The following is a 25,613-nucleotide window of genomic DNA, read 5'->3' on the forward strand; positions in this document are numbered from 1 at the left end:
CGTTAGTGCTCCAAATATGGATTTAAATGAGCTTGTAAACGTTGTGGAGACTCACCGTCTGCAATGCCAATTATTCCAGTCAGAGTCATCTCTTTAAATACACTTAACTGATGTGCAAACGCTTTGTAACGGTTTCCAAATGGCAGGAAGATGATATTAGCCGCAGCAACGCCATAAATAGTTGCAATAAATGCGACTGCAATCGCACCACCTAATTTATCTGGGGCATCAAGTAACCCCATAGCATGAATTAGTCCAAATACAGCACCAACAATTCCCATCGTAGGACAATAGCCACCCATTGCCTCATATACTTTTACAGTTTGTTCTACACCGTGCTGTTCAAATTCAATCTCTTTTTCTAAGATTTCTACAATATTGTCTTTTTCATAACCATCAACGAGTAATTGAAGTCCTTTATGTAAAAAAGGATCGTTAATTTGGTCTATCTTATCTTCAATTGATAGTAAACCACCTTTTCGCACATCGCCTGCAATTTCGACCAAAAACTCGGCACGCTCCGCCAAATCAGTTCGTAAAGGGAAAATGAGCCACTTAAAGCGTTTTATTGAAGCAATAATTACTGAAAAAGGAAACTGTGCTACAGTTGCACCTATTGTTCCCCCGATAACAATCATAAATGCTGGTAAGTCCAGTAAGGCACTAGGATGCCCACCTTCGATAAGGTTTCCAACTAATATAAATAATATTGCAACCAATACACCAATAAAACTCATTTATCTCATTCCTAAATTAGAAATACAAAAAAAATACAACACATTGTTTTCACATGAAATAAATTAACCATTCTATCTTACTTTATAATGAGTAGCTTAGTTGTTAACTCTACTTTTATTAGTTTAAAATATATAAAATCAAAGCTACCTTATCCAACTTTACAACTACAAAAACCAATAATTTAAATAATAATTTCTTTTATAGCATATAAGATGCATTTTCAATCAGAGTATAGTTCAAGTAGATAAAACCAGTGCAATTTTTCAAAAAAGCAAATATCGTACCATTTCAGCTTTAGCAGTAATGACAAATACAGGCCCAACAAAGAGTGGGTCTAGGACATAACCGACTTGATACTGTGTAAAGATTTTTCCATACAATTGTTAATACCTAAGTGCTGATAGCCTTGTCCTATTAATAGTCAAGATTGCTTACTCCTCAGCCTGCAATTAACTAAATCAGACAAAACATCAATATGTTTACCCAATTATGCAACTTTACAACAGAAGTTAGGTTAAGAAGAAGTGAATAAGTTTTAATGAAAGAGTATTTTAGAATACTAGACTGACTAAATAGCGCCCCGCACGAATACTTTGGGGCACTTTACACTATGAGTAACAAAGCAACGACCAACTACTGCACGTGACGAAGCTTAATGCCAAACATAAGCATTGCTTCAAATCCAATCCAAGCATCATTCCCTATGACGGTACTACATACCTTCTAGAAGATATCAGACAAATTTGGAAAATGATGAAAACCATGCATTATCCATAGATAGCTATCAATGCCGAAGACAAATCAGGACTGTGTTGCATGAGTTAGAACAAACTGCTATTCATGCACAATTAGCCAGACAAATTCAGATAGTCACATGATGGGACCGCATTGTACGACCCAACATGACGACAAAACATGAAACTGATAAAATTTTTTAAAGATAATGTGATTCTCTTCTCATTTATTAATGCTCATAAAAAACACCGACATAATGCCAGTGCTTTATTATATAAAATAAATAATTTAGTTAAATACGAAATTTCCTCACAACATCCTGCAACTGCGTGGCTAAATGATTCAGATCGTTACATGCCATCGCCATCTGTTTCGCACCAGTAGCCACCTCTTCAGAAGCGTCGCTAATATTTGCGACATTACGGTTTAGCTCTTCACTTACCGCGCCCTGTTCTTCTGTCGCGGTAGCAATCTGAATATTCATTTGAGAAATACTGCTCACTGAACCGCTGATTTTCGCAATCGATTCTCCGGCCTCTTTAGCTTTGTTAACAGTCTCAATCATCATAGCTTGGCTCTGTTGCATAGTATTCCCAGCTTCACTAGCCCGTAACTGCAATTCAGAAATGATGCTATTGATTTGAGAAGTGGAGTCCTGTGTCCGTTTGGCTAGCGTTCGCACCTCATCTGCCACGACAGCAAACCCTCTACCCTGTTCACCTGCCCTAGCAGCTTCAATGGCCGCGTTCAGCGCCAACAAGTTAGTTTGTTCAGCAATACCTTGTATCACCTCCAATACCATCCCAATATTACGGCTATCATCTCCCAATTTACGGATCACTACCGCGGTAGCTTCTATCGCTCCAGCGACCTTATCAATACGCACAATCGAGTCATTAACTGTTTCACTACCTTGCGTCGCAGTGCCACTTGCCTGTGTCGCTGCATTGGCGGCATCGTTGGTATTTCGAGCGACGTCTTGTACGGTAGCTTGCATCTCATGCATCGCAGTGGCTAACTGGTTTAGCTCATTTTGCTGAGTTTCCATATTGTTGGATGACTGCAAAGCAACAGCGCTTATCTCCTCGGCCGCAGAGCTAAGTTGCACTACAGAGTTGGAAACCTCACTAACCAGCATGCGCAAGTTATCTTGCATCTCATTAAAGCTATCTGCCAGTTGACCAAACTCATCACGGGCAAACATATTCATGTCGAGCTTATTGGTCAAGTTACCAGCTGATACCTGTTCAGTTTGCTTTAACAACAACATTATGGGATTTTTTATCTGACGGATTAACAGTAATGCCATCGCTAGTACAAAAAATATTGTACCAAGTCCCACTATAATGCTGAGCATTTTGGCTGTTTTATAGGCTGACTCACTACTTATCGCCATCTCCTGTGCTGCGCGATCATTTTCATTTCGTAAATTCGCAGTTTCTTCTCCAGCCTCTTCCAAAGTTTGTTTGGTCACTGTTTTGATCATCACATTTGCACTCGCCATGTCCCCTTTTTCAATGGCTGTCACCAATGATGAGTGTGCAGCGAAATATTTTTCTGCAGCGATGCCAAGTTCTGTAAATTGTTGTTTGTCTTGCTCTGATACAAAATCTAGTTTGGCATATTTCTTGTCAGCGATTTCAAACTCGCGCTTAGCTGTCTCAAAGCGTTGCTTACTAATCTCCAGGGCAGCAGAGTCCTGTTTCATCACGTCAATTACCATATTTAATTCAGCACGTCGAGCATCAAGTAATGCAACATGCATTTGAGCAGATGCACGAATAGAAGGGATTAGGTTTTCAGTAATCTTAGTCGTATTACTATGCAAGCTGGCAAGTTGAATGACTGAAAACCAAGCCAATCCCAACACCAGTAAAGAAAGGATAAAAAACACTGTGGTCATTTTTTGTATTATTGTCATGCTTTTAAACATAAACTAGCTCCTGTCTAATACTTTTTCGAATGGTGCAAACGGAAAAATTTGTATATCGCTCTTAGGGAACGATATACAAGATCCCCTAAAGTATCAGTATGATCTGTACTTTTAAAAATGAACAATTTGCTTAGTATTTTTTATTAATGACAGTCATTATTCGCAATAGAGGTTCAAGACAAGGAAAGTTAGATAATGGCTACAGGTGGTATTTGTAAAGGCTTCTCCATTACAGAATATCTATTGAGGGAAGTATGAAGCATTTCTGTCTAAATGAGTGCCCTTCTACTTAGTAAAGCAAGCCTTTAGAAAAATCATGCCAGTGCAGCTTCACTGGCATTGATGTGAATATTGATGCATTTTCGGGCAATGCTCATACAGTAAAGTGCAAGAACCATAGTGATGAATCCACGATTTCAAATACTGTCAATTGAAGAACGACTCACAATAAAACACTAACAAAATGTGAGTATTACAAAAAATAATCAAAATCTAGTTTGGTTGATTTAACGTCCTATTTTACTATTTTCTTACTACAGGCCACAAAACTCACGGTCAAATCATGAAAGCAAATATGTTATTCTTTCTGCAAGCGCATATTTCTTTTCATCATTTAATAGTTAATTACTTTGCATAGGTATCTGTCCAAACCTTTGATAAAATCCAATCAACGGGTTAGCAGTCTTGGTGGACAACCGTCTAACCCGCCAGCCCTCGCAAGAGGGCGTTCCTTCTAATTCATCCTATCTAGCAGTGCCATTTCGGCTTTTCTTAGCCAGAAGATGTAAGATTTTTTGCTGTCAAATCCCATTAGGGCCCATTGCTCTTTGCAGAGGTAATGGGCGCGGATGGCGCGTTTGCAGTTAAGGGATAACTGCTCAACGAGCTGGTCAAAATGGGCGACGTGGGCAGGCACGTTAAGTTCGTGCTTTAAGTTGCCGCCCAGCGCTTCGCCTAAACGGTCGCAGGCGCTGCGATTCGAAAACCCCTTGCCCAATTCTTGGTACACCCAATAACGGCCCCAGCGATACAGCCCTAACCGCAACGCCTTAATGTTCATCCTCTGCTCGGGTTCATCGCTAAAGCCCATTGGCCACCTCATTTATCTTCTCAATCGAAAGCTTAAACACATCAAGGCATATCGATGTCACATCGTCATAGGGCGCAGTAGTGCGGCCATTTTCCCAACGTTGATAAGTGTTGCGGCTAATGCCGTAAATCTCAGCCACTTCGTCTTGGGTCATGCCCCGTAAACGGCGCCCTACTTTCAATACATCCGCGGCGCGATTAGCCATAAATCCTCCTGCGTGAAGTCCATAACCCAGTTGTGCTAATTGATATTGTTATTGTCATCGTCATAACCACCCCACTAACATTGGCTCGTCTGGCTCACTCGGCTCAGTGGTCGATTGGCGCATAATCTCGGGCGCCACATCATCAAACCCCAGTGTGATTAAGTGCGCATGGTAGGCATCTAACGCCATCAACATGCCCTTATCTAAGGTGCTGTTAACGTAAGTACGCAGCAGTAATGGCAAGGTGTGATTCAAAATCCGCTCACCCACCATGGTGTCTACACCCATGTCGGCAATAATGGTGCGGCACAGTTTGCGCAGTGCATGGGAGGTAAACGCCTTAAACCGAATCGTTTCACTCCAATATTGCGCGGTGCGAATACTCACCGGCCCTACCTCACCTGGGAACAAAAACGCCCGCTTGCCCACATGCGTGTATTGCCACTGGGCGTAATGGGTTATCAGCTTCTTGGCTGTGGGCGTCATGGGTAGTCGGTGCTCTTGGCGGTTCTTGGCATTCTCAGCCGGGATAAACCAGTAATCGCCGGCGAAGTGGTCCCAACGTGCTAAACGGGTTTCACCAATGCGGGTACCGAACATCAACATCAGCACAAACAACATCGCCACCGGTCTTGCTGCATTACGCAATGCGCTGAATAACGGGCCCACGTCCGACTCGCTTAATTGCGTACCTACCAAAGGCGGCATCTTCAAACTCATTTGCACCCGATACCCCGCCAAGCTATTGGTGTCTAACACCCGTAAATCGGCCGCAACCGATAGCGCTCGTTTCAACACCTTCACCGCCGCTTTGATGTAATTGGCCGAATAACCCTGCGCCAACATGGGTTTGATTAAATAACTGTCCACTGCGATAAAGTTCAGCTCATTGAGTGGTAACTCACCAAAGCAGCCGCTGAGATGTTTACTCACTAACGATTTACAGTTACTGCGCCAGCTGTTGCGAAACCGTAGCAAACTCGTTGCTGATTACCGTTTGGCCCATGCTGCGTTTGGCTAACAGGCTGGGTAATTCCGCTAGAAAAGTCTTCAAGCACATCACTGGCCACACGCCCTGTTTTTGCCACACGGTTTTGCCCGCTTCGTTCATCACTAAATACACCGAGGCTTGGCGTCTATCGGTCGAGGCCCGTAACCGCACCGCCGGAAACTGCGAGTCCCGAAAGTCCCGCGTTATCCCTGCCCGCAACCAACGGCGCAATACTGCATCGTTTAACTTGCCTTGCTCCACGCCTGTTGCTATCACCATCTGCGCCATCTAGCCCTCCAACCGATATTCAAAGGTGTGATGGGTACCCGAGCGTATCCGCTTTACCCGCTGGTTCATCGGCATATCCCGAAACCGCGCACTTAAGGCTGTCTCGCTGTCGTGAACCCCAAAGCGGTTAAAGCTTTCTTGCTGGATTTCAAACAGGGTCCAAAACCGTTTGCCGGTGATGATGCGCATCAAGCGTTCGCGCTGTGTCAGTGGTTTAGTTGCCATCGTTTGCCCCCTTAAGCCCAAAGTTTGCACGTAAATTGGCAATAATTGATTTCGCCTTGGCCGCCTCAGTGGGCCGCGTCACCGTTTCAGGTAGTGCCTTTGGCAATTCCACATCGGTCAACTCGCCACGGCTAAAGCGCCGACACAGCACTGTGTAATTGCGTTCAAACGTCATCAACACGTCCTTTTCAAGCCCTGTTGCAAACATCCAACTGCCCGTCTCGCGTACTGCTAAACGCACCACATCATGGCTCCACGTATGTTTGTCAGGGTGATGGTAATGGCGCGCAGCCTCCTTAAACGCGGCTTCCAACTTGGGCAGCCCCAAATCACAAGCCGTGGGTTGGCACCACAAAGCAAACTGGCGCGGTGTCGGCCAAAACTGCCTATCGCCCTGCTCGCGTCTAGCGCGATTCAACCCCGCTTGCACTTGCTCGCGGCTGGCAATTCCCTGCGCCGCCAAGGTTTTAAGCCACTCGGCTTTGTGGGTTGCTTCGTCCTCAGGCCGCGGCGCACTCACGGGGAACAACACCCGCAACTTGCTAAACACGCTGTCCACAATCGCCATGTCCATTGCCGTGGGTTCGGGTTGGCTCACACGCCCTTGCCCAACCAGCGGCTGGCGGATTAAGGTCTGCAGTGATTTCATGCTCGCATTTTGGTTGGCCGTCATATCAAAGGGTCCTCTGGGTCATACACCGCGTAGCTCCAATCCACTTGCCCAACCGCGGTACCCATCGGTCTTGGCAACGGCGTTAACCAGTGGCGTTCGCGGATAAACTTGGTAATGCCGAGCACAAACTGGCCGTTAGCGCTAAAACCCCAACTCGCATCCAGCGCCGCAGCGTCCTTCAACCAGCTCACCGCCAACACGCAATCGGCATCGGTCAGCTTTTCAGCCTTCCACGCTTTCCATGCAGCCGAATCCGAGCCGCCTTTGCGATGGGCGGGGTAGGCTTTGAAAAACGCATTGAAAACCGACTTAGCACTCGTTGCTGGACAAGAGTCTTTTAAAGATTCTTTGATAGGTTCAAAAGAGTGACAGATTCTGGGTGCAGCTCCTGCACCCTCAGAGGGTGAATCTCCTGCACCCATGGGTGCATTTGCTGCACCCTCAAAATTGGCTAGGGGTGAATCTGCTGCACCCCCAATATTTTCTAGGGGTGAATATGCTGCACCCTCAGTATTTTCTAAGGGTGAATTTGCTGCACCCTCAGTAAAATGTAGGGTTTGAGCAGGTTTATCACTCAGAACACACGATGAAAAGTCCAAAATATACAGGTTGGATGTATTGCGTTTATGCTCACTCTTGCGGGTAATTTTGCGCACCAGTCCGACGTCAACCAGCGCATTAATGTGGTTAATCGCCGACCGCTCGCTTATCTCGCAAGCCTGCGAAATATACTCGTAACTCGGCCAGCATTCGCCTTGGTCATTGGCGTTATCGGCAAGCTTGATCAACACCAGCTTGCGCAGTGGATTACCCACCTTGGCCTTCATCGCTTTTACCATCAATTCCATACTCATAAGTCACCCCCAAACGGAGCAACCCACGGCTCAAAATTGACGAAATAAAAATGCTTGCCTAACATATAAATACCTCTCTTAGTGATTAAGCCCCATCGGTCGCCAAAACTTCAAATGACTTAATTAATCAATAAAAACAGCTAGTTGAGCCAAACTTGTCATGTCAAAAAAAACATATGGAACCGTTATTGAAATAAGCCAAAACTGCGGCCGTATTGCAGTAAAACTTGATAATGGCAATATCAGCGTCATGGATATTTACAATCCAAAAAGCTTTGAAATTGGCCACATCATCTACGGACAGCTGGATGTACTAGGCGGTTATTTCATCTTCAACAAAACCACTCAAGCTGAATATTTCGCTTATGTAGAAGCCTCCTGCTGCAATCTTGAGACGGCTCAACAGCAGCTCCTTCTCGAATAAAACACCAAGCCGAATCACTAACCACTCAGCGCAAAATCCAAATTTGACCTCCCCCCTCTGCTTCAGTAATATGTCAATGCCTCTCTTAGGTATTAAGCCCGCATCGGTCGCCAAAACTTCAGCGGGCTTTCTTATGTCTACTGCAACGGGTCAACTGCAATGCGCCCCGTTGCCCTCCGCTCGCTCGCCTTCACTGCCAAGCAAGTAAACCTTGTGCGCCAAGTTACTGCGCAACTGGCTAAAAAAATCACGCCGTTTAATGTGCGCGTTACGGCTAGTCGCTATGGCACTCACATTAGCTGCACTCATATCAGCCGCGCCTACATCCTCAGCCAATAGCGCAATAGAACGCTCCGCGCGTTGTTCTTCCATTAGCAGATAATTCATAATCCAATCGATGCTCACCGTCGGCAGCAACAACTGCTTGTTGCTGCCCAGCAACGCCTTATCCACGATGTCGGTCGCGATAACCGCCCAACGCTCGGGGCGACTATGCTGCAATTCATCGCAGCTCCTTAACACCTCAACCATTCGGCCCACCTGCGTTCGCTTAAACAACTCCGCCGTGGTATGCCCATGAAAACAGGCAATGTCTTTGCCCATGTTCACGCCACTTAACGCTGCCCGTTCAGAGGTTGCCGCGCTAAGCTCATTGGCGCTAAGCTCAGCCACGTTAGGCTCAGTGCGATTAGGCATGTTCGACTTAGATTTAAGCGCCATCGCCTTAAGCATTAACTGCTTTGCTTGCATCATGAGTAACGTCACTTGCGCGGTTTCCATCTCGGTAAGCGCGGCCACGGCGGGCCCATCATCACGGCTAACTTGCCCATGTACCGAACACGCGGCGCCGCCCTCCAAACAACAAATTAAACATTCAGGATCAAACATCGTTATGCTCCCCACTTTATCTTAGGTATCAAGCCCGCATCGGTCGCCAAACTGTGGCGGGCAATTTGATAACGGCGTTTTTTACGCACCCAGTTATCACTTAACTGATTTGTGAACATGCCATTCACTCCTTCTTTCATTTCAACAGCTCATTCCAACAACTCATTTCAACAACTGCCACTTATGCCCATTGGCACACACGGCGCGTTTTGAGCCCGACTTGGTTTGCTTTAAAGCCAAACCGCACTGGCCACACGGCACATCAGCTACCCGCTTAAGCATCACCGCATTAATCTGTGCGCTGTGATTCGCTCGTTTGGGCCGATAACCTAACGCCCGCGCCACTTTTACATACTCTTTCGCAATCCATTTGCCATCGGGTTCTAAATGCAAACCGTCGCCGATCATGTCGCCCAAGCGGATCAACTGCTGATGCAGCTCAGTCTTAGCGCTGGCGATAACATTGATGTTAAGGTTCGATTGCGGCATCGCTGTCACTTCTCGGCCGCGAATTGCGCCGCCTTACCGCCATGACTCGCTAAATACGGATACGCCAGCTCTAACGCCGCCATGCTGGCTTGCGTGGTCGCCGCCGACTCTTTTAACTCACGGTGCGCCGCCACTAACTGCTCGCGCTTCGGCTCATCGCCCAAATGGATCACCGCCACTTGCGCCTCGGCGTTCTCTTTGGTGAGCGATGCCGCCATATCGGCCACATGCAACACATGGCCATCATTCATGCGGTCGGCAATTACCGTCACCCCAGTGCAACCAAACACATCGTTGAGATACTGCACCCGCAAATGCTCAGGTAGCGCCGCCACCAGTGCTTGCTCAACATGAAACAAGCGATCAGCCTGCGGATGTTGGCCCTCGTACTGGCCGAGCCAACGGAACAACTTTTGGGCATTTATCCGCGCATCGTTGTGCACGTCTTGACTGCTCGCAAAGCTAATGCCCTCCGCCGCCAACACCTCGCTTAGCCCGAGACGTTCAACTGCCGCAACAAAATCTATCGCCAGTGCAAAGCGCGTCATCTTGGGTAACTCCAACACCCGATGAATCGTTTTCATCAACAAATTCAAACGGCTATCTTTTTTACGTGAATTGGTTTTCATGCTAATAAGCCTCTCTCTGTTAACTTACTGTTATTGAAGATTAGAAATTAATTGGACCGATGTTCACTACTTACTAACTGGATCACGGCTCGCGTACTAATGCATGTAAGTCGCTAATAGCGAGCCGTAACAGTGGATACTTCAAAACGCTTACTGGCATCGGGTTCGCATTCCGGCCTAGAAGTTAGGCAACGCTATCATCTGCTGATATATCCAATGGATTTGGAAATACATCTGCAAATGAACATTGGGCGCCAAGACGGTTAAGTGCGTTTACAATTTTCCAGCATTGATTGAAGTCAGGAGTTCTTCGCCCTGTTTCATAGTGATAGAAGGTTGACACATCCGTACCGATGATTTGAGAGAGAGCTTTTACGGAAATTCGGGCTCTCTCTCTGATGTTTCGAATCTGTTGCATGCTCACCTCAGAATTGACACTTTATGCAAATGTACATTATGTATATTTAGCAAGCAACAAGAATGTACATTTTGTTCGTTGATAGTATTTGTACATAATGTACATTTTGGGAATGAAAATGAATTGGACTGATCTGGTTAAAGCCAGAATTAAAGAAATTGGGATGACCCAAGAAAAGCTCGCAGAGTTGATAGAAGTAACTCCGGGAGGAATGGGCCATTGGTTGAATAAACGCCGTGAACCTTCATTAAGCCAAATAGCAAAAATTCTAAAAGCTGTCAGTCTTGACTCGCTTTTACTTCATTCTGATGGGACTTTAGAATATCCTGATGAAGCGATTTCAAACGTGGTCCACACGAAATCACCTATTGCATACCAGAAAAAATTTCCCGTTATTAGTTATGTGCAGGCTGGAGCTTGGACTGAGGCTTTAGAACTATGCATGTCGTCTAGCACAGACGAATGGTATGAAACAACAGAGCGAACGAGTGATCGATGTTTTTGGTTACGTGTACAAGGAGATTCTATGACGTCTCCCGCTGGAACAAGTTTTCCAGAAGGGACGCTTGTCTTAGTGGATACAGAGAAAGATTTCCAAAATGGGTCTTTTGTGGTTGCAAAGTTGACTGATGTAAATGAAGCAACGTTTAAAAAATTGGTGATCGATGCAGGTCAGAAATTCCTAAGGCCACTTAATTCTGCATACCCGACGATGCCAATCAATGGAGACTGTAGAATCATTGGTGTTGTTGTAGATGCTAAAATTAAAATTTTTTAGGCATTAGCAGAAGACATAAAACTAACAATGTTGGTTATAATTTAGTGATATGACAATATGCAAAAAATTTACACTCAAACATGTTTCCCAGACTTGCCTCTTTGTAAAATGCTCTAAAGTTGAACAATTCTTTTGACATTGACTATTTTTATAGGGCTGTATAGTACGAACTAAGGTTTTTCTTCAAATTTTATTATTTAAAAACAGTTTTATAAAAAATCAATATAATCGCTATTCTGCTTACTTTCATTAATGCTGTAAGAACTTACGTAAAGGCTTGGTTCACATGATCACATTTTTAGGAACACCATCTGTAAGCCAAGTTGCAAGTCAACAACTTGATGAGATATTTGGACAAGAGCTAGGTCTTACAGGGCATTTTTATCGAGGTTTTCCAGTAATATCCTCAAGTGAAGGAGGCATTAAATTAGATGCTTTGCTCTGTACAGAAGAACATGGTATTTCAATTATTCATTTTCTTGAAACACGTACAATATCAGAGGATTATGTCGATCGCGTAGACGAGGTGCACCTTAAAATTAGTGCGAGACTATCTGAATTGAAGGAGTTAACAAAAAATAGAGTGTTAGTAGTACCAGTTAACTCTATTACTTACGCCCCATTGATTCCAGTTGGTTATGATCAAGATCTCTGTGATTCGGTTCAATTATGCCGAACACCGCAAGAAGTTTTAGATGCAGTTTGTCATGTCCAATTTTTACAACCAGAATTATTAAAACCAACTCTTTCTAGGCTCCAATCACTATCAAGTCTGAAAAAGACTAAAAAAAGAAACTATGTAACTAAAGATGACTCTAAAGGGGCTGTCTTGAAAAAGTTAGAGAGTGAACTTGCTACATTGGATGTTAGCCAAACAAGAGCTGTTCTTGAAAACATTGACGGTATTCAAAGGATTAGAGGTTTAGCTGGTTCTGGAAAAACAGTGGTATTAGCTCGAAAAGTTGCACATATACATTCTCAAAATCCAAACTGGAAAATTGCCATAACATTTAATAGTCGTTCTCTAAAAGAGCAATTTAAACGGCTTATAACTCAATTTTATGAGGATGCATCAGGTGAGTTACCTGATTGGGACATGATAAATATCATCCATGCTTGGGGAAGCCCAAGTAGTACAGGTATGTATTACGAAGCATGTTGTGCGAATAATGTTCGTTACTATGACTACTCGGCCGCAAAAAGCCTTGTAACCCAATATGGTAAAGAGTTTGAGTTTATTTGCGATTTATTCTTGCAGCAAACATCAGAAATGAAACCCATATATGATTTAATTTTGATTGATGAAGCACAGGATTTTTCACCATCTTTCCTTCAGTTATGCTACGGAATGCTACATAAACCTCAGAAACTCATATATGCATATGATGAGCTTCAAAATCTAGGTGATAGTGGTATGTCATCTCCTGATGAAATATGGGGTACTGATTCTACAGGACAGCCAAATGCTAAGTTTGACAAAGCAGCTCAAGATATTATTTTAGATATCTGTTATAGGAATCCTGGGAATATATTAACTGCTGCTCATGCTTTAGGTTTTGGAATATATCATAATCCAATGATTCAAATGTTTGACTATCCAGAATTATGGGGAGAAATAGGTTATGAAGTGCTTAATGGAAGACTAGAAGAAAATAGTCATCTAACACTATCTAGGAGTGCACACTCTAGTCCTGCGTTACTTAGTGCTCACAATACGGCAGAAGATATTTTACATTTACAAAAATTTGATTCAGCTTACTCTCAAGCAGAATGTATAGCAGCACAAATTGAGAAAAATATTACAGAAGATGAAATACTCGCAAGCGATATACTTGTTATTCACCCTAATGCAATGAAGTTGAGGAGTGAAGTTGGCACTTTAAGAGATATGTTATTTCAAAAAGGGATCAACTCTTCTATAGCAGGGATTACAGCCTCGCCTGATGAATTTTTTTCAGATAACAGTGTGACTTTCACTTCTATTTATCGCGCTAAAGGCAATGAGGCGGCGATGGTTTATATCATGCATGCAGAGTATTGCAATACTGATTTTGAACTATCTAAAAAGCGAAATATATTGTTCACAGCAATGACGCGAACAAAAGCATGGCTGAGAATTTATGGTGTTGGTAAAGACTTCGATGGTATTGTTCAAGAATATCAAAAAGTTGTTGATAATAATTTTTCTCTACAATTTAGATATCCTCTCGAATTGGAAAGACAAAAGATGAGAGTTGTAAATAGAGATATGACTTCTTCAGAAAAACGACGAGTAAATGAAGCTAAGCGAAGTGCTCAAAACTTATCTAATTTATTAGATGGTGAAGTTAGTTTAGAAGATATTCCTGAGGAATTAAGAAAGGCTCTTTTAGCTAAATTAAGTCAAGGATAGTATTTTGACACCAAAGACTGCTGTTTCATCAATCAATAAAATAACTTCTGAGTTGATTAAATCGGGCATATGTGATGACCAGAACTTTGCTTCTGAAGTTAAAAATCATACTGAAACACATGTAACATTTTCAGGATTCAATGATGTTTCTATAGCTTTAAAGAATGTAGCGTATTCTGAAATTTACACTCACTTATTTGAGAATCGGCAGTTTAACTTTAGACTTCTTGACGGAGGTCTTATTCAGATATTGTATTGTTTTGATCAACGAGAAAATCTGATAAAGCATCGACTATGTTATTTTCCATCGCCAAGTTTCGAGTCATTTCAGAATGATCCTGAACTATATATCGATGAAAGTAATTACTACGCTGATGTTATATTAAAGTCCATTCTACCTGTACCAATACGTTTTGATTACGATCCTGAAAATTTTCAAGAACTGACGCATCCATCTAGCCATATGAGTCTTGGTCAATACAAGAACTGTAGAATTCCTATTGTTGCTCCTATATGTCCTGGGAACTTTATCAAATTTATCTTAAAATCATTTTACAATACAGCAGATATCATGTTGCCGAACAATTTCCCTTTCTGCTTAATGCCAGAAACGATTGTAGGGTTAGAAAGAAATACATTACATTTGTCAGTATCTTGATTTTTAGCTCTATAATTTATATCTTCTAACTATGGCATCAGAATGTATAATTATATTTCTATACAACTACTAACATATTCAGCGGATTATCTTAAAAAATTAACTGCTTTGGCTGAACATGCAAACACTCCTATCGATAGCTATAAACCAGCGCTTTGCTTCTATGCTTACATTTAGTGGGCAGCTATTCTTAGATTTACTTATTTTCCGCAATCATCCTTAATCACTTCACTAACTCGATTTTAACCTAAGTAACCCTAAAAAAATAAGTATCTACTTATACAAATCTAACAAGGCAAAAGCATAAAATCATCGGTGCTAGTTTGGCTAGAAACCTACGTATCACTATCCCCATCCTTTAAGATCTTGAATTCTTTTACGCCCCCTCCATGAGTTTATTTTTTAATCAATTGTTGAGCTCAAAATCGGCATAGATCACCAATTAATCACTAGCTACATCCAAAAAATAGTTCTTCCTTATCATATTATTGAACAATTTGTACATTTCCTATATCAACCCCTCATTTTTTATGTGTATTTATAATCACTTACATCACTATTTTGTATAAAAGTAGCCACACAAAATAAATATACATTTTGTATTTACCTAGATATGTACATAACGTACATTTGATTCGTTGATTAAAACTGCCAAACAGAAAGCTAATCTCAAGCACTGACATGCTGAACCATAAACGACTGACGGCCCTTTCGAGCTTTGCTCCCAATGGGCACTACCGAGGACAAGGAAATGATTCTAGCAAAAGTTCACACCACACCTAAGCAACGCGATGAGTTTCGTCTACTGGTTGCAATACGTTTTGCCTGCTTGATGGCGCTGGCCAAGGGCCACATCGACCCGATGGATTGCCCACGAGTGCAAGCCCGTTGCGCCGAGCTGGTCAAGCATTTTGCCTATCACCACCCAAGCCCAGCATTTTACCGCCAGTTCATTCGCCACACGGGCGAACTCGGGCTCAATTTCAGCCTGCGCTTCACTGAGCCCCTACAAGGCTTGTACGGCAAAGTGATGGTGTGGCGTAACGACTCGCAAGCCGTCACTAATGTGCATCCGCTGCACACGATGACGCCAGCCACGCCCGTCGGCCGCTAAGCAGTAAAGCCACAGAGCAGCCGCGAACATTCACGATTTAGGCAAAGCAACCAAGGGGTGATGGTCCATATCCCTGTAACGATTACGGCGACAGTTTCACCTTGTTGGAGGCAATTATGTTTTTTGTTTACGGCGTGTCCATGACCTTAGCGAAAAATCAAGCGGCCAAAAAGTGCAGCACCTCAGTCGGTGCGCACCCTAACCGCCGTCAACTGAGCCCCGACGAGTACCAAGCAAAGTTGGATGAGATGGCGAAGCACTTGTTTGAAACCATGAAGCCACAACGCCTGTCGCATTCGTTATCGACGCCCGCGCTGTGCCAGCAATACATCGTTTTAGCCATGACCCAAGAAGCCCACCGCGATGTGCATATTCGCTATCACAAGCTGTCGGACAAGGTGAACCCCAAAACCAAGAAACCCATCATCAATCTGGTGGTGTTTAACGGCGAAGCCGCAGCTTAGCCCTGCTGAGTGTGATGACGAGAGAAGGAGTGCAGCATGTTAACTGATGACAAACCGCTACACAGCGATATCAAAATCGGCGTTGGTCATATCGTCGCGTTTAAGGAAGGTTGGATGTTGCCCGGTGGCAAGTTTACCACCGACCGCACTGTCGCCATTCGTGCCGCCAAAGGTTTGCACCGTTTCTTGGTTAGAAGATAAGGAAATCAGCATGAGCCAACACATCGAAATCCCCGCATTCTTGCTTGAAATGTCTCAGCAAATGCATCAACAAGATAATCGCATTACTGCGGAGCCAATCTGGCAAGTGCGCTGCAAGCGCTACTTAGTGACTCAAGAAGGCTACAACGATCATCACTGGGAGATTTTTTACGGTGAAGACGGCGATTATTCAACGCTCTATCACTCTGATGATGGCGATAAAAGCAACCTTGCTGAATGGTTACTAGAGCATGATGCCGAATGGTGTAAAACGTGGTTATTCGAGAACGACAAGATCGAATCTTACCACGATGAAATCGAATCATTTGCCGACGTATTCACTCAAGCGTTTATCGAAGATTTTGATGTTGATTCAGATCATTACGATTTGCCATCAAACCTCACCAAACTTCACTTTCAAGAAATTGAAGAGGTCATTAAATCCTGCCTCACCGAAGCTGATGCGAATTGGTTTATCAGGCGTAAACAGCATGATTACCCACATCTATATACCTATGTCGCGTCAATGTATTTGTGCCCTCAAATGATTGAGTTACGCAACTGGATCCTGTCACTGACTAAGGCAGAGGTGGCGGCATGAAACAGCGCCCTATTATCTTCAACACCGAAATGGTGCGCGCCATTCTTGATGGCCGTAAAACGCAGACGCGGAGAACTGTTAATCCTGCTCAAGTTCAAAGCGAAAGACTCCCGCTAGAAACATCAAAAGGAATATTCAAGTTTTGGTGTTCTGATGAAGTAAGTAGTCCATTTGGCTTGGTTGGTGATCAGCTTTATGTTCGTGAGACTTGGCGACAATTCAATTCATCTGATGAATGTGGTTGCAGTGAATCACCTTGCTCATGTCTGGCTAACGGAACGGTGTTATTCAAAGCTTCACATGCCGACGGAGAAAGCAATTGGAAACCATCTATCCATATGCCTCGTTCTTGCGCTCGTATTCTGCTTGAAGTCACCGCCGTTCGGGTAGAAAGGCTAAATGATATCAGCGAGCAAGATGCAAAAGCAGAAGGTTTGCAACATCACGCCCTTTACCAAAAGTGGGGGGGCGTTGAAAAGCATTCGAACCATAAACCTCACTCCCCTCATTGGCGTTGGTATAAAAAACCACAGCATGCTTTTAAATCCCTATGGAACTCAATCTATAAAAATTGGGATGCCAACCCGTGGGTGTGGGTGATCGAGTTCAAAGTGATCAGTACCACAGGCGGTGCGGCATGAACCACTTACTCCCAGGCTTTGAATCACAAGAGCGTGTTGCGTTATTGCTGTCGCTTACCCGCATTAGTTCGCCCGAGGTGATTGCCGCGTTAACGCTGCATTACACCAGCGCCCTACCCGCCGAACGCGCGGCCGCTCGCCACGGTATTGAGCTTTCAAACTTTATGCGCGGGCAAAAGAAGCTAGAGCAAATCGCCGCCACAGTCGAGGCCATTAAGGCCATCGACTGGGCCAAGCTGCAATCAAACCCTTTGCTAACAATCCCTTTGCAACCGAAGCAGGTGGCCTAAATGACTCAATCAGCGGCGTTTCGCCATCTGTTAAATCATTACCGCAGCCATAAGTTAAGCCTGTTACTCAAGGCAAAAACGGGCGACAGCATCAAAATTGCGCTGGCGCTCGGCGCGTTAGATTGCCTGTACTGGCAAGCATTGGGCAACGGCTTAACCAACCTCGCCAAGGGCATTAGCCGCACCATAGTGTATTCGTACCGATATCACCCAATGCGCCTGCCCTGCCATTCGCCTGTCAGCCAAACAAGCGGCAACCAAAACAAGGAGGCGGCATGAATACGTTTAGCACTAAAGCAGGTGTGGTCACGCTATCTAAGCCCTACTCCACCTTGATGTGCGATCAGCAACAAATCGAAGTGAAGTACACCCCCAACAATTACCACGGCTGGGGCATTTGTAAGTCATTTAACGCCATAGAGTGCAGCGACTTCGGGCAAGCCGACGCCGAAGTATTCGCACTCAACGCAGAATCAAAACTCAGGATAAGAGGAGAAGCAGCATGAACACACCCAAGATTAAAGCGTTTCAAGTACAAGAACATTGCGAGGGCGCCGCGTGCATTGCGTTTCATCAACATGCAGCCGCCGCTCGTCGCATAGGTGCGGGCGAACTCAATCTGACCTTTGAAGATGATATGTCGGTTACTCGCTGCCCTGAATATGACCAATACGCTGAGCAAGGCAACGTGCCTTATCAAGTGTTACTGGCCGATGGTTGGTGTTTTACCTGTTACCACTGCGGCAACCCAATTAAAGCCGAAGACGATGAAGGCAATGCAACGGACATTGAAGCGGTGATCGGCATCGGCGAGGCGTTTTATTGCAACGCGGCGTGCCATTCACAAAAGCAAGCTGACATTACGCAGCACAATGCTAAGGCCGAAGCCTTTAAGCAACAGCTGTTATCACTGCGCCCTGATCTGACCTTCACGGCGTTTAACGGTGCATATCCACAACTGTATTGCACTGCGACATTTACTTTTGAGGGTGCTCAATATGGCGGCTCAGTGGCCTATGACAAGGCTGGCGAGCTTGATTGGCGAGTATCAAACACTGATTTGCCCGCATGGCGGGCATATCAAGCCCAGCGCCAAGGAGAAGCAGCATGAAGTCGATACAAGCAGCAACTGTAGAACGTGAAGAAGGTTATTGGACCCATCCCGATTTGCCCGAGTGGGATGAAGGTGTGACCCGTGTGGAGTGTGAAGCATGGGCTGCACGCCAAGGCGGCGAGTTTGTGGCGATTTGGTTTGAACTCGATGCCCCTGAAAACCTCATCGAGCGCTATTTTGACGAGGGCGACACCGATATCAGCGATTGGCAACCCGTTTGCGACAAGGCCGGCTCATTCTTGCTGAGTATTCACGACACCGAAGATGGCCCCGTCGCACTGTTTTTCGCACCGAAAGATAAGGAAGCAGCATGAAGCAGCTTTCACTATCTGAACGGCTAAAGCAGTTCGCTACAGATCAAGACGACTTATCTCGTCGTGGTGAAAAGAATCTTGCGGCTGAGGCAGCGCAAGAAATTGACACTCTAACAGCTGAGCGCAGCCAGCTGGCGATGCAGGTGGATAAGCTCAAAACCTTCATATCTACACAAGCACTGCCAAACCTATTTGTATTAAGTAATGACTATCCACAATGCCTAGGAATAGAGAGTGCAATAACTGATGCGAATGAGCTTCTAAAAATTTGCGGCCAAGAAAAAAGCGTTACAAATGGTGGTAAACAATGAAGAAGATGGCAAAGCCTGCAGGGCTAATAGTTTCATGTCCACACTGTGGCGGTGAAAATACGATTTACGCATCAGATCTATGCGAAAACGAATTTGTCTGTTCATGGGCGCATTGCGAAAAAGAGTTTGCAACGTGTGGCGAGGATGATTTTCATCGTTACATTGAGGATGGCAAACAATGAGCTGGTCAAATTGTGGTGAGGATAGTAACGGCAGACCCATTGGTTATGCCTTCGAAGCAACCTGTGATCATCCGGGTTGCCACAAACAAATCGACCGCGGTCTTGCCTATGCGTGTGGCGGTATGCATGGCGAAGATGAGATCAGCTGCGAGGGTTATTTCTGTGAAGCGCATAGACCAACCTTTGTCGAACATTGCGGCCGTACCCATCAGATTTGCAGTCAATGCACCAAAGCATTAATCGACTCAGGTGAATGGCAAGAAGATGAGGATGAAGGCTGTTTAACGCAGGTAAGGCACGATGATGAACACTGCAACAATGCTGGCGCTGACTTAATCAGGAGTCCGATATGATCGAGCAATATATTACCCTTGAAGATTGGGCGAAAATGCATATCGCCTTCTCTGTATCAAAAGCGACTTTGCAGGCTTGGGCAAAGTCAGGGTCCATTGTCCCAAGACCAATTAAGCTCGGTAGACGCTGGGCGGTTAAATCCAATGCAATTTATGTAGACCCGACTCAGGTTGTGGTCAGTGATATAAGCGACCCTGTTATCAGGAGAATCCTCAATGGCGGCTAGACCACGTAAGTTCGACCTAGGTGTAGAAAACCTTTATTGCCGGCAAGATGCTCGCAATGGTGAGGTTTATTACCAGTACCGAGATCCCCGCAATGGGGCCTTTAGGGGGCTAGGTAAAGATAGAACCATCGCAAAGGAACGAGCAAGCGCATTAAATCTGTTAATTGCTCAACAACTTGCAAGTGCGTTTATCGATAACTATAACGCTAGGCCTGAACGTGTGGCACAACATGGCATAGCCTTTAAAAAGTGGGTTGAAACATACATTGCTATCCAGGGCGATAGATTAAATAACGGCGAGATCAGACTCAACACGTTTAAAACCCGTAAGTCTCAGGCGACGATTGCTATAAAAGCAATGGGCAATATTCCCCTCAAAGACATATCGACCAAAGATTGTTACGAGCTGATGCAGTCTTTAAGAGCGCAAGGAAAAGAAAGAACTGCGCAGGCGGTGAGATCAGTACTTATTGATATTTTCAAAGAAGCCGCTCAAGCGGGAGAAATCACCGGTGGATTTAATCCCGCATCGGCAACCAAATCTCCACGGGTAAACGTTGTTCGGGATCGGCTTGAACTAGAAGCCGTGAAACAAATCCTCACGGTTGCCGAAACCAAAGAGCCGTGGGTTAAAAATACCATTCTGCTCGCATTGGTGACTGGGCAGCGCCGCGTTGATATCGCTAACATGCAATTTAAAAAGGGCAACGATTGGGAAAGACTGTATCAAAATTGGAAAACAGGAAACCGTTCGAAGCCGCCCTACTCCTACGTTGAAGGCGAATGGTTGCATGTGTTTCAGCAGAAAACCTCAACGATGCTCAAGCTGCCATTGGGACTTAAACTTGAGGCGTTAGATTTGAGCATTGGCAACGTTGTTTTATCGTGCCGTAGCCGCTGTGTATCTAAATACCTGATCCACCATCAACACGGTAGTAGAGGTGCAACCATTGGTGGGCAAGTGTTTGTTGATACCATTACCAAACGCTTTTCTGAATGCCGCGACGAGCTTGGTTCATCGACAACGACCTTTCACGAATTGCGATCACTTTCAGAAAGACTCTATAGCGGTCAGGGAATCGACACTCAAATCTTACTTGGTCACAAAGACCCGCGAACCACTGCTGCATATCATGATATACGTGGCCAGATGTGGATAGAGCTAGTGATTTAGCACCAGAAATCACACAGCGTTTTGGAGAGGAATTTTGGAGAGATTTTGGAGAGAGGTTTTTATCTAACAATTACAATGAGTTAAATTTCAAGCAGATATTACCCATACAAACCATCAATATTCGCCGTACACTTTGATTTTTTAACATGAATACCTCATAGCTTAGTATTATCAATAATTTATCTAATGTGCTTAAACCTAGATGTAAACTTAATATGATAAGCAGCTTAATACATTAATTATTTACCTATAAATACAACATGTTAAACCTAGAAATACAAAATATTCTTACACCAAACCATTATCAAAAATAAAATGCGCGCTACGATCCGAAAGTTAAGGGTGTCACCTCAGCTAAAATATTCCCCTTGAGCCATATACATACCAAGCACGCACAAAATTTAACCTAACCCGTAAAATATACGATAAACAGCACAGAAACAAATTAGCCTCCTTGCTAAGGATTTTTTATCGACTAGGTTTATATGTCAGAGTACGGTTTAAAATAAAACTGAATGTCCACCGCATACTCGCTCAAATAAAAAATACACCACAAAGTACAAGAAGAGGAAAAGTAAAATGGATTTTATTGAACGAATCGATGCTCTATCAAAACGCATCCCTCAAATTGCTAATAGCCTTCAAACTGAGGAAGCGACTAAGAATGCCTTAGTTATGCCATTTTTGCATACAGTTCTAGGATATGATGTTTTTAATCCTAGCGAAGTTGTCCCAGAATTTACGGCAGATACTATAGGTAAAAAAGGTGAGAAAGTTGACTATGCATTAATTAAGGAAGGTGAAGTGCAAATCCTTATTGAATGCAAAAAGTACAATGAAAAGCTGTCCATAAAGCATGCGTCACAACTATTTCGTTATTTTTCTGTCACAAACGCACGCTTAGCTATTCTTACAAACGGTACTGAATATCAATTTTATACCGATCTTGATGCTCCTAACAAAATGGATGAAAAACCATTTCTGATCTTAGATCTTGAAAATATTGATGAACACTTAATTCCTGAAGTTAAAAAGCTGACTAAAAACTCGTTCGACGTTAACTCAATAGTCAGCGCGGCAGGAGAACTAAAATACTTGAGTCAGATAAAACGTATTATTAGTGAGCAATTTAAAGAACCTGAAGAAGAGTTTATTCGCTTTTTTGCCTCAAGGGCTTATGATGGGGTTCTTACACCTAAAGTAAAACATCAATTTGCTGAAATTACTCATAAAGCACTAAGACAATTTCTCAACGACAGCATTAATGAACGTTTAAAATCCGCTATTGGCAATGATAAACCAACTGATGAAAACAAAAATTTAATCGATACCCCAATCCCATCCAATGATGAAAAAATTAAAGTAGTTACTACTGAAGAAGAAATTGACGGTTTCAATGTGATAAAAGCTATATTGAGGCAAAAAATAGAAGTTAATCGAATCATCGCAAGGGATACCCAAAGTTACTTTGGCATACTATTGGATGATAATAACCGAAAACCCTTATGCCGCTTACACTTCAATGCTAAACAAAAGTATCTAGGATTAGTGGATGAAAATAAAAATGAAACTCGTCATCCTATTAACTCTGTAGATGATATTTTTAATTTCAGTGAACAACTATTATCGACAGTCGCCTATTACGAATAACACTATCAAAATATCAATTGCGCATTACTCAGCGTAAAGACTAATGCGCAATTTGATTTACTAGGTACGGCTACTCAGTTTCAACATCGGTTCTTACCCGTAAAAAACTGGCAAACCGCGGTAAACCGTTAACGGTAAGACCAAGATATTTATAGGTAATGATAGTGCCCACAGCGGGGGGATGTTGGCGCTCTGCGAGACTAAAACCTGTGCCAATACTAAAAATTCGGCCGTCTGGCGTTTGCACTTTTAATGCGCCCATCTGCCCTGCAAATTGACCTTTACCTGGGATATAAGCGATAACAGTAGCTTCAGCATCATAATAAGGTTTTAACTTCATCAGATGAGGATTGCGGCCACTAATATAAGTCGCGGAACTGCGATGCAGCATCAAGCCTTCGGCGCCTTTTGCAACTAAGGCATCGAGTTTTTGATACAGGGCTTCAAGGCTTTCTACTTGGAACTGCACTATGACTTCAAGATAATTCGATTTGCCACTCAGTTCAGTCAGCGCAAATTGATAGCGATGCTGAAAGTCGCCACTCGCCTTGGGGACATCGAACACCATAAATCGCACTTTGCGCCAATCATCATCCTTAGCCGAAGTTTGTCGAACTAAACTCGACATCGCTTCAAACTGACCTCGCCCAAGCCATAATTCACCATCGAGGGGATAATTCGGAAAATTCGCAGTAAACCAAATGGGTGTAGCGATGGCATTTCCCTGCCGAGTGAATAATTCCTTGCCATTCCAGTAACCTCGAACCCCGTCGAGTTTCTCACTAATCAAAAAATTTTGAATATTAATATCTTGCGAAGTTCGAGTCGCATCAAACTCAGTAGCTAGTTGTATGGCAGGTGGTGAGGTTTGTGCGTTAACCGAAAGAGTTAAACCGCAAAGTATGAGCAAGCTGAGCTTAAAAACACTAAAACGGATGAAATGATTAAATGTTAAATTTCGTAACGGGTTTGTATGAGTCATTCCCTTGCCCACTCTGCAATATATCCTTCATCAAGCTTAGGCCGCACGGCTAAAGTTGCACTAAAATAACCGCAAAAGTCACTAACTCCCTAAGTTAACAACGAATGTTGATGATCAAATTTGCTCAGTTAATTGTTTATGCACTTTTCATCTCAGGCTATACTGCGGCCAAATTTATAACTCAGTCAAATGTTAACAAAGACAACAGTAGGGTTTATTCACCCTGTTTTGAATGAGCAAAACCTCAGCGCTTTGTCGCTAACGTCAATTGGAAACACTATGAAACCAGCCAATAATCACGGTATTAAGCGCATATTCAGAGCGACAGGATTTTCGATGAAGGGCCTAAAGGCCGCTTGGATCCACGAAGCCGCCTTCAGACAGGAATTAATCTTGACGATAGTCATGTTACCCGTAGCCTTATGGGTTGATATCAGCACTATTGAACGCCTTATGCTGATTTTCACGTTGTTTATCGTGTTGATTGTTGAGCTATTAAACTCGGCGATTGAAGCTGTGGTTGACCGTGTCGGCAGTGAAATACACCCGTTAAGTGGCCAAGCCAAGGACATTGCCTCGGCTGCCGTCTTTATGAGTCTTGCGCTTTGTGGATTAACTTGGCTGGTTGTATTAACGCCGCTAGTGCTTTAATTCTTAGTTTCTAAACCGTCGCATGAGCAACCATTGAGCCATCGTCCCTTAAAAAGTCAATGGCTTGTTTGATCTGGGCTAAGCGGTCATTCTCAGCCCAATACGCAAGATACACATTTCGTGAAATGGCATTCGCGCCGCTGACGAGATGCAATTCGCCGCCGCGCAATGCATGTTGTACTAGATGCTCAGGTAAAAATGCGCAGCCGCCATTATTCAAGATGAAATCTAACGCAATACGCGCTGAACTTGTGTGCAGCGTTGGCACTGGCAGCGAGGCATATTCCTGCGCGTGAACAATATTGAACGCCGTACCCCAATCGACTTTTACATATTGCCCCGGCACAACCGCTTTTACCGTTTGACCTTTTAAGCTCGACACCAACAACAAATTAATTTGCCCCAGTTGTACTATCTCAAATTGATCAAGCTTTGGCGGATCGAATGAAATCGCAATATCTAGGGTACGGTCCATTAGCTGACGCGTCATTGCATTCGCGGGTAGCACTTCGGTGCGCAACGCCACGCCAGGTAAACCGACATGCAGTCCCTGTAAATAACCTTGCAAGTAAGCGTCCCAAATATTCGGCCCTGCACCAATGGCAAGCTGAGTCGACTGTAACTGACTGAGGGAAACATCTTGCTTAGCCCGCTCCCATGCTGTTAACACCGCCTCGGCATGACCAAGCATACGTTCGCCTGCTGGCGTGGGCTGAATATTATTACGTTGCCGTTCAAATAAGGCGACACCCAAAATGCTCTCAAGCTGTTTCACCCTAAAGCTCACAGCGCTTCGGGTGAGGTAAAGATTCTCAGCCGCTTTACCAAAATGGCGAGTACGGGAGACTTCGAGAAAGGTTTTTAGTAAATCGGTATCCATAAAAATTCTTGACCAACATAGGCAATTTTTTTTGATTTATAAATCAATAATACTAG

At 43.9% G+C, this 25,613-nt stretch carries 33 protein-coding genes and 1 pseudogene; 20 read left to right on the plus strand and 14 right to left on the minus strand.

What is annotated here, in order from left to right; all coding sequences use genetic code 11:
- Positions 1-2: 2 nt before the first annotated feature.
- The 8 genes and pseudogenes from CKQ84_RS21720 to CKQ84_RS21755 form a co-directional block, all read right to left on the minus strand.
- Positions 3-737, minus strand: a complete 735-nt coding sequence (locus tag CKQ84_RS21720) for a flagellar motor protein (protein WP_028759663.1) — start codon at positions 735-737, stop codon at positions 3-5.
- 1,028 nt (positions 738-1,765) lie between these two features.
- On the minus strand, positions 1,766-3,406 hold the full coding sequence (locus CKQ84_RS21725; RefSeq protein ID WP_105252721.1) for a methyl-accepting chemotaxis protein: 1,641 nt from the start codon (positions 3,404-3,406) through the stop codon (positions 1,766-1,768).
- A 733-nt stretch (positions 3,407-4,139) separates the two neighbouring features.
- Entirely contained in the window at positions 4,140-4,496 is a 357-nt protein-coding gene (locus CKQ84_RS21730; protein ID WP_105252722.1) for a hypothetical protein, read from the minus strand.
- On the minus strand, positions 4,486-4,701 hold the full coding sequence (locus tag CKQ84_RS21735; RefSeq protein WP_006082023.1) for a helix-turn-helix transcriptional regulator: 216 nt from the start codon (positions 4,699-4,701) through the stop codon (positions 4,486-4,488). Before CKQ84_RS21735 ends, CKQ84_RS21730 begins: the two co-directional genes overlap by 11 nt.
- Positions 4,702-4,761: 60 nt before the next feature.
- Positions 4,762-5,980 (minus strand): annotated as a pseudogene (locus CKQ84_RS21740) (tyrosine-type recombinase/integrase).
- Complete coding sequence (locus CKQ84_RS21745) at positions 5,981-6,205, minus strand: hypothetical protein (RefSeq protein WP_006082025.1); 225 nt, start codon at positions 6,203-6,205, stop codon at positions 5,981-5,983.
- Positions 6,195-6,878, minus strand: coding sequence for a replication protein P (locus tag CKQ84_RS21750; RefSeq protein WP_105252246.1), 684 nt, complete (start codon positions 6,876-6,878; stop codon positions 6,195-6,197). The genes CKQ84_RS21745 and CKQ84_RS21750 overlap by 11 nt, the downstream gene beginning before the upstream one ends.
- Positions 6,875-7,732, minus strand: a complete 858-nt coding sequence (locus CKQ84_RS21755) for a helix-turn-helix domain-containing protein (protein ID WP_105252245.1) — start codon at positions 7,730-7,732, stop codon at positions 6,875-6,877. The genes CKQ84_RS21750 and CKQ84_RS21755 overlap by 4 nt, the downstream gene beginning before the upstream one ends.
- A gap of 160 nt (positions 7,733-7,892) precedes the next feature.
- Here CKQ84_RS21755 and CKQ84_RS21760 point away from each other — a divergent pair, with 160 nt between their 5' ends.
- The gene (locus tag CKQ84_RS21760) at positions 7,893-8,156 is read left to right on the plus strand and encodes a hypothetical protein (protein ID WP_105252723.1); all 264 of its coding nucleotides are present in this window, start codon (positions 7,893-7,895) and stop codon (positions 8,154-8,156) included.
- Between the two features lie 150 nt (positions 8,157-8,306).
- Here CKQ84_RS21760 and CKQ84_RS21765 read toward each other — a convergent pair whose 3' ends face one another.
- The 4 genes from CKQ84_RS21765 to CKQ84_RS21780 all read right to left on the minus strand — a co-directional run bounded on the left by CKQ84_RS21765 (position 8,307) and on the right by CKQ84_RS21780 (position 10,580).
- Positions 8,307-9,044 carry a hypothetical protein gene (locus CKQ84_RS21765; RefSeq protein ID WP_105252724.1) on the minus strand — a complete coding sequence of 246 codons (738 nt, stop codon included), beginning with the start codon at positions 9,042-9,044 and terminating at the stop codon, positions 8,307-8,309.
- Positions 9,045-9,206: 162 nt separating this feature from the next.
- Positions 9,207-9,533: a hypothetical protein gene (locus CKQ84_RS21770; RefSeq protein ID WP_006083868.1), complete on the minus strand. Its 327-nt coding sequence runs from the start codon at positions 9,531-9,533 to the stop codon at positions 9,207-9,209.
- Positions 9,534-9,538: 5 nt separating this feature from the next.
- A complete protein-coding gene (locus CKQ84_RS21775) occupies positions 9,539-10,162 on the minus strand; it encodes a hypothetical protein (protein WP_105252725.1) in 624 nt (207 codons plus the stop codon).
- A 184-nt stretch (positions 10,163-10,346) separates the two neighbouring features.
- Entirely contained in the window at positions 10,347-10,580 is a 234-nt protein-coding gene (locus tag CKQ84_RS21780; protein WP_105252726.1) for a helix-turn-helix transcriptional regulator, read from the minus strand.
- Between the two features lie 118 nt (positions 10,581-10,698).
- Between CKQ84_RS21780 and CKQ84_RS21785 the strand changes: the two genes are divergently transcribed.
- The 18 genes from CKQ84_RS21785 to CKQ84_RS21875 all read left to right on the plus strand — a co-directional run bounded on the left by CKQ84_RS21785 (position 10,699) and on the right by CKQ84_RS21875 (position 23,044).
- Complete coding sequence (locus CKQ84_RS21785; RefSeq protein WP_254053146.1) at positions 10,699-11,358, plus strand: LexA family transcriptional regulator; 660 nt, start codon at positions 10,699-10,701, stop codon at positions 11,356-11,358.
- 286 nt (positions 11,359-11,644) lie between these two features.
- Positions 11,645-13,750 carry a DEAD/DEAH box helicase gene (locus CKQ84_RS21790; protein ID WP_105252727.1) on the plus strand — a complete coding sequence of 702 codons (2,106 nt, stop codon included), beginning with the start codon at positions 11,645-11,647 and terminating at the stop codon, positions 13,748-13,750.
- A 4-nt stretch (positions 13,751-13,754) separates the two neighbouring features.
- Complete coding sequence (locus tag CKQ84_RS21795; RefSeq protein WP_216822566.1) at positions 13,755-14,408, plus strand: DUF2290 domain-containing protein; 654 nt, start codon at positions 13,755-13,757, stop codon at positions 14,406-14,408.
- 751 nt (positions 14,409-15,159) lie between these two features.
- Positions 15,160-15,522 carry a hypothetical protein gene (locus tag CKQ84_RS21800; protein WP_105252729.1) on the plus strand — a complete coding sequence of 121 codons (363 nt, stop codon included), beginning with the start codon at positions 15,160-15,162 and terminating at the stop codon, positions 15,520-15,522.
- Between the two features lie 116 nt (positions 15,523-15,638).
- Positions 15,639-15,986, plus strand: coding sequence for a hypothetical protein (locus CKQ84_RS21805; protein WP_105252730.1), 348 nt, complete (start codon positions 15,639-15,641; stop codon positions 15,984-15,986).
- A 36-nt stretch (positions 15,987-16,022) separates the two neighbouring features.
- Positions 16,023-16,187, plus strand: a complete 165-nt coding sequence (locus tag CKQ84_RS21810) for a hypothetical protein (RefSeq protein ID WP_006083880.1) — start codon at positions 16,023-16,025, stop codon at positions 16,185-16,187.
- 10 nt (positions 16,188-16,197) lie between these two features.
- Entirely contained in the window at positions 16,198-16,788 is a 591-nt protein-coding gene (locus tag CKQ84_RS21815) for an ead/Ea22-like family protein (protein ID WP_105252731.1), read from the plus strand.
- Positions 16,785-17,429: a hypothetical protein gene (locus tag CKQ84_RS21820; RefSeq protein WP_105252732.1), complete on the plus strand. Its 645-nt coding sequence runs from the start codon at positions 16,785-16,787 to the stop codon at positions 17,427-17,429. Before CKQ84_RS21815 ends, CKQ84_RS21820 begins: the two co-directional genes overlap by 4 nt.
- Positions 17,426-17,719 (plus strand): hypothetical protein, encoded by a 294-nt coding sequence (locus CKQ84_RS21825; RefSeq protein ID WP_105252733.1) that lies wholly within the window; start codon positions 17,426-17,428, stop codon positions 17,717-17,719. The genes CKQ84_RS21820 and CKQ84_RS21825 overlap by 4 nt, the downstream gene beginning before the upstream one ends.
- Positions 17,720-17,998, plus strand: coding sequence for a hypothetical protein (locus CKQ84_RS21830; protein WP_105252734.1), 279 nt, complete (start codon positions 17,720-17,722; stop codon positions 17,996-17,998).
- A complete protein-coding gene (locus tag CKQ84_RS21835) occupies positions 17,995-18,225 on the plus strand; it encodes a hypothetical protein (protein WP_105252735.1) in 231 nt (76 codons plus the stop codon). Before CKQ84_RS21830 ends, CKQ84_RS21835 begins: the two co-directional genes overlap by 4 nt.
- Complete coding sequence (locus CKQ84_RS21840; protein ID WP_105252736.1) at positions 18,222-18,830, plus strand: hypothetical protein; 609 nt, start codon at positions 18,222-18,224, stop codon at positions 18,828-18,830. The genes CKQ84_RS21835 and CKQ84_RS21840 overlap by 4 nt, the downstream gene beginning before the upstream one ends.
- A complete protein-coding gene (locus CKQ84_RS21845) occupies positions 18,827-19,147 on the plus strand; it encodes a hypothetical protein (protein WP_105252737.1) in 321 nt (106 codons plus the stop codon). The genes CKQ84_RS21840 and CKQ84_RS21845 overlap by 4 nt, the downstream gene beginning before the upstream one ends.
- Positions 19,144-19,458, plus strand: a complete 315-nt coding sequence (locus tag CKQ84_RS21850) for a hypothetical protein (protein ID WP_105252738.1) — start codon at positions 19,144-19,146, stop codon at positions 19,456-19,458. Before CKQ84_RS21845 ends, CKQ84_RS21850 begins: the two co-directional genes overlap by 4 nt.
- A gap of 178 nt (positions 19,459-19,636) precedes the next feature.
- The gene (locus tag CKQ84_RS21860; protein WP_105252739.1) at positions 19,637-19,993 is read left to right on the plus strand and encodes a hypothetical protein; all 357 of its coding nucleotides are present in this window, start codon (positions 19,637-19,639) and stop codon (positions 19,991-19,993) included.
- Positions 19,990-20,220: an excisionase gene (locus CKQ84_RS21865; protein WP_012088952.1), complete on the plus strand. Its 231-nt coding sequence runs from the start codon at positions 19,990-19,992 to the stop codon at positions 20,218-20,220. The genes CKQ84_RS21860 and CKQ84_RS21865 overlap by 4 nt, the downstream gene beginning before the upstream one ends.
- Positions 20,210-21,394: a phage integrase Arm DNA-binding domain-containing protein gene (locus tag CKQ84_RS21870; protein ID WP_105252740.1), complete on the plus strand. Its 1,185-nt coding sequence runs from the start codon at positions 20,210-20,212 to the stop codon at positions 21,392-21,394. Before CKQ84_RS21865 ends, CKQ84_RS21870 begins: the two co-directional genes overlap by 11 nt.
- Positions 21,395-21,973: 579 nt before the next feature.
- Positions 21,974-23,044 carry a type I restriction endonuclease gene (locus CKQ84_RS21875; RefSeq protein ID WP_105252741.1) on the plus strand — a complete coding sequence of 357 codons (1,071 nt, stop codon included), beginning with the start codon at positions 21,974-21,976 and terminating at the stop codon, positions 23,042-23,044.
- Positions 23,045-23,114: 70 nt separating this feature from the next.
- Here CKQ84_RS21875 and CKQ84_RS21880 read toward each other — a convergent pair whose 3' ends face one another.
- On the minus strand, positions 23,115-24,026 hold the full coding sequence (locus CKQ84_RS21880) for a DNA ligase (RefSeq protein WP_105252742.1): 912 nt from the start codon (positions 24,024-24,026) through the stop codon (positions 23,115-23,117).
- 279 nt (positions 24,027-24,305) lie between these two features.
- On the opposite strand from CKQ84_RS21880, the gene CKQ84_RS21885 reads away from it, so the two are divergent.
- Positions 24,306-24,677, plus strand: a complete 372-nt coding sequence (locus CKQ84_RS21885; protein WP_028760259.1) for a diacylglycerol kinase — start codon at positions 24,306-24,308, stop codon at positions 24,675-24,677.
- Positions 24,678-24,687: 10 nt separating this feature from the next.
- Here the strand turns inward: CKQ84_RS21885 and hdfR are convergent, their stop codons facing one another.
- The gene (hdfR, locus tag CKQ84_RS21890) at positions 24,688-25,557 is read right to left on the minus strand and encodes an HTH-type transcriptional regulator HdfR (RefSeq protein WP_105252743.1); all 870 of its coding nucleotides are present in this window, start codon (positions 25,555-25,557) and stop codon (positions 24,688-24,690) included.
- Positions 25,558-25,613: the final 56 nt, after the last annotated feature.

Source organism: Shewanella sp. WE21 (assembly GCF_002966515.1).
Lineage (GTDB): Bacteria > Pseudomonadota > Gammaproteobacteria > Enterobacterales > Shewanellaceae > Shewanella > Shewanella oncorhynchi.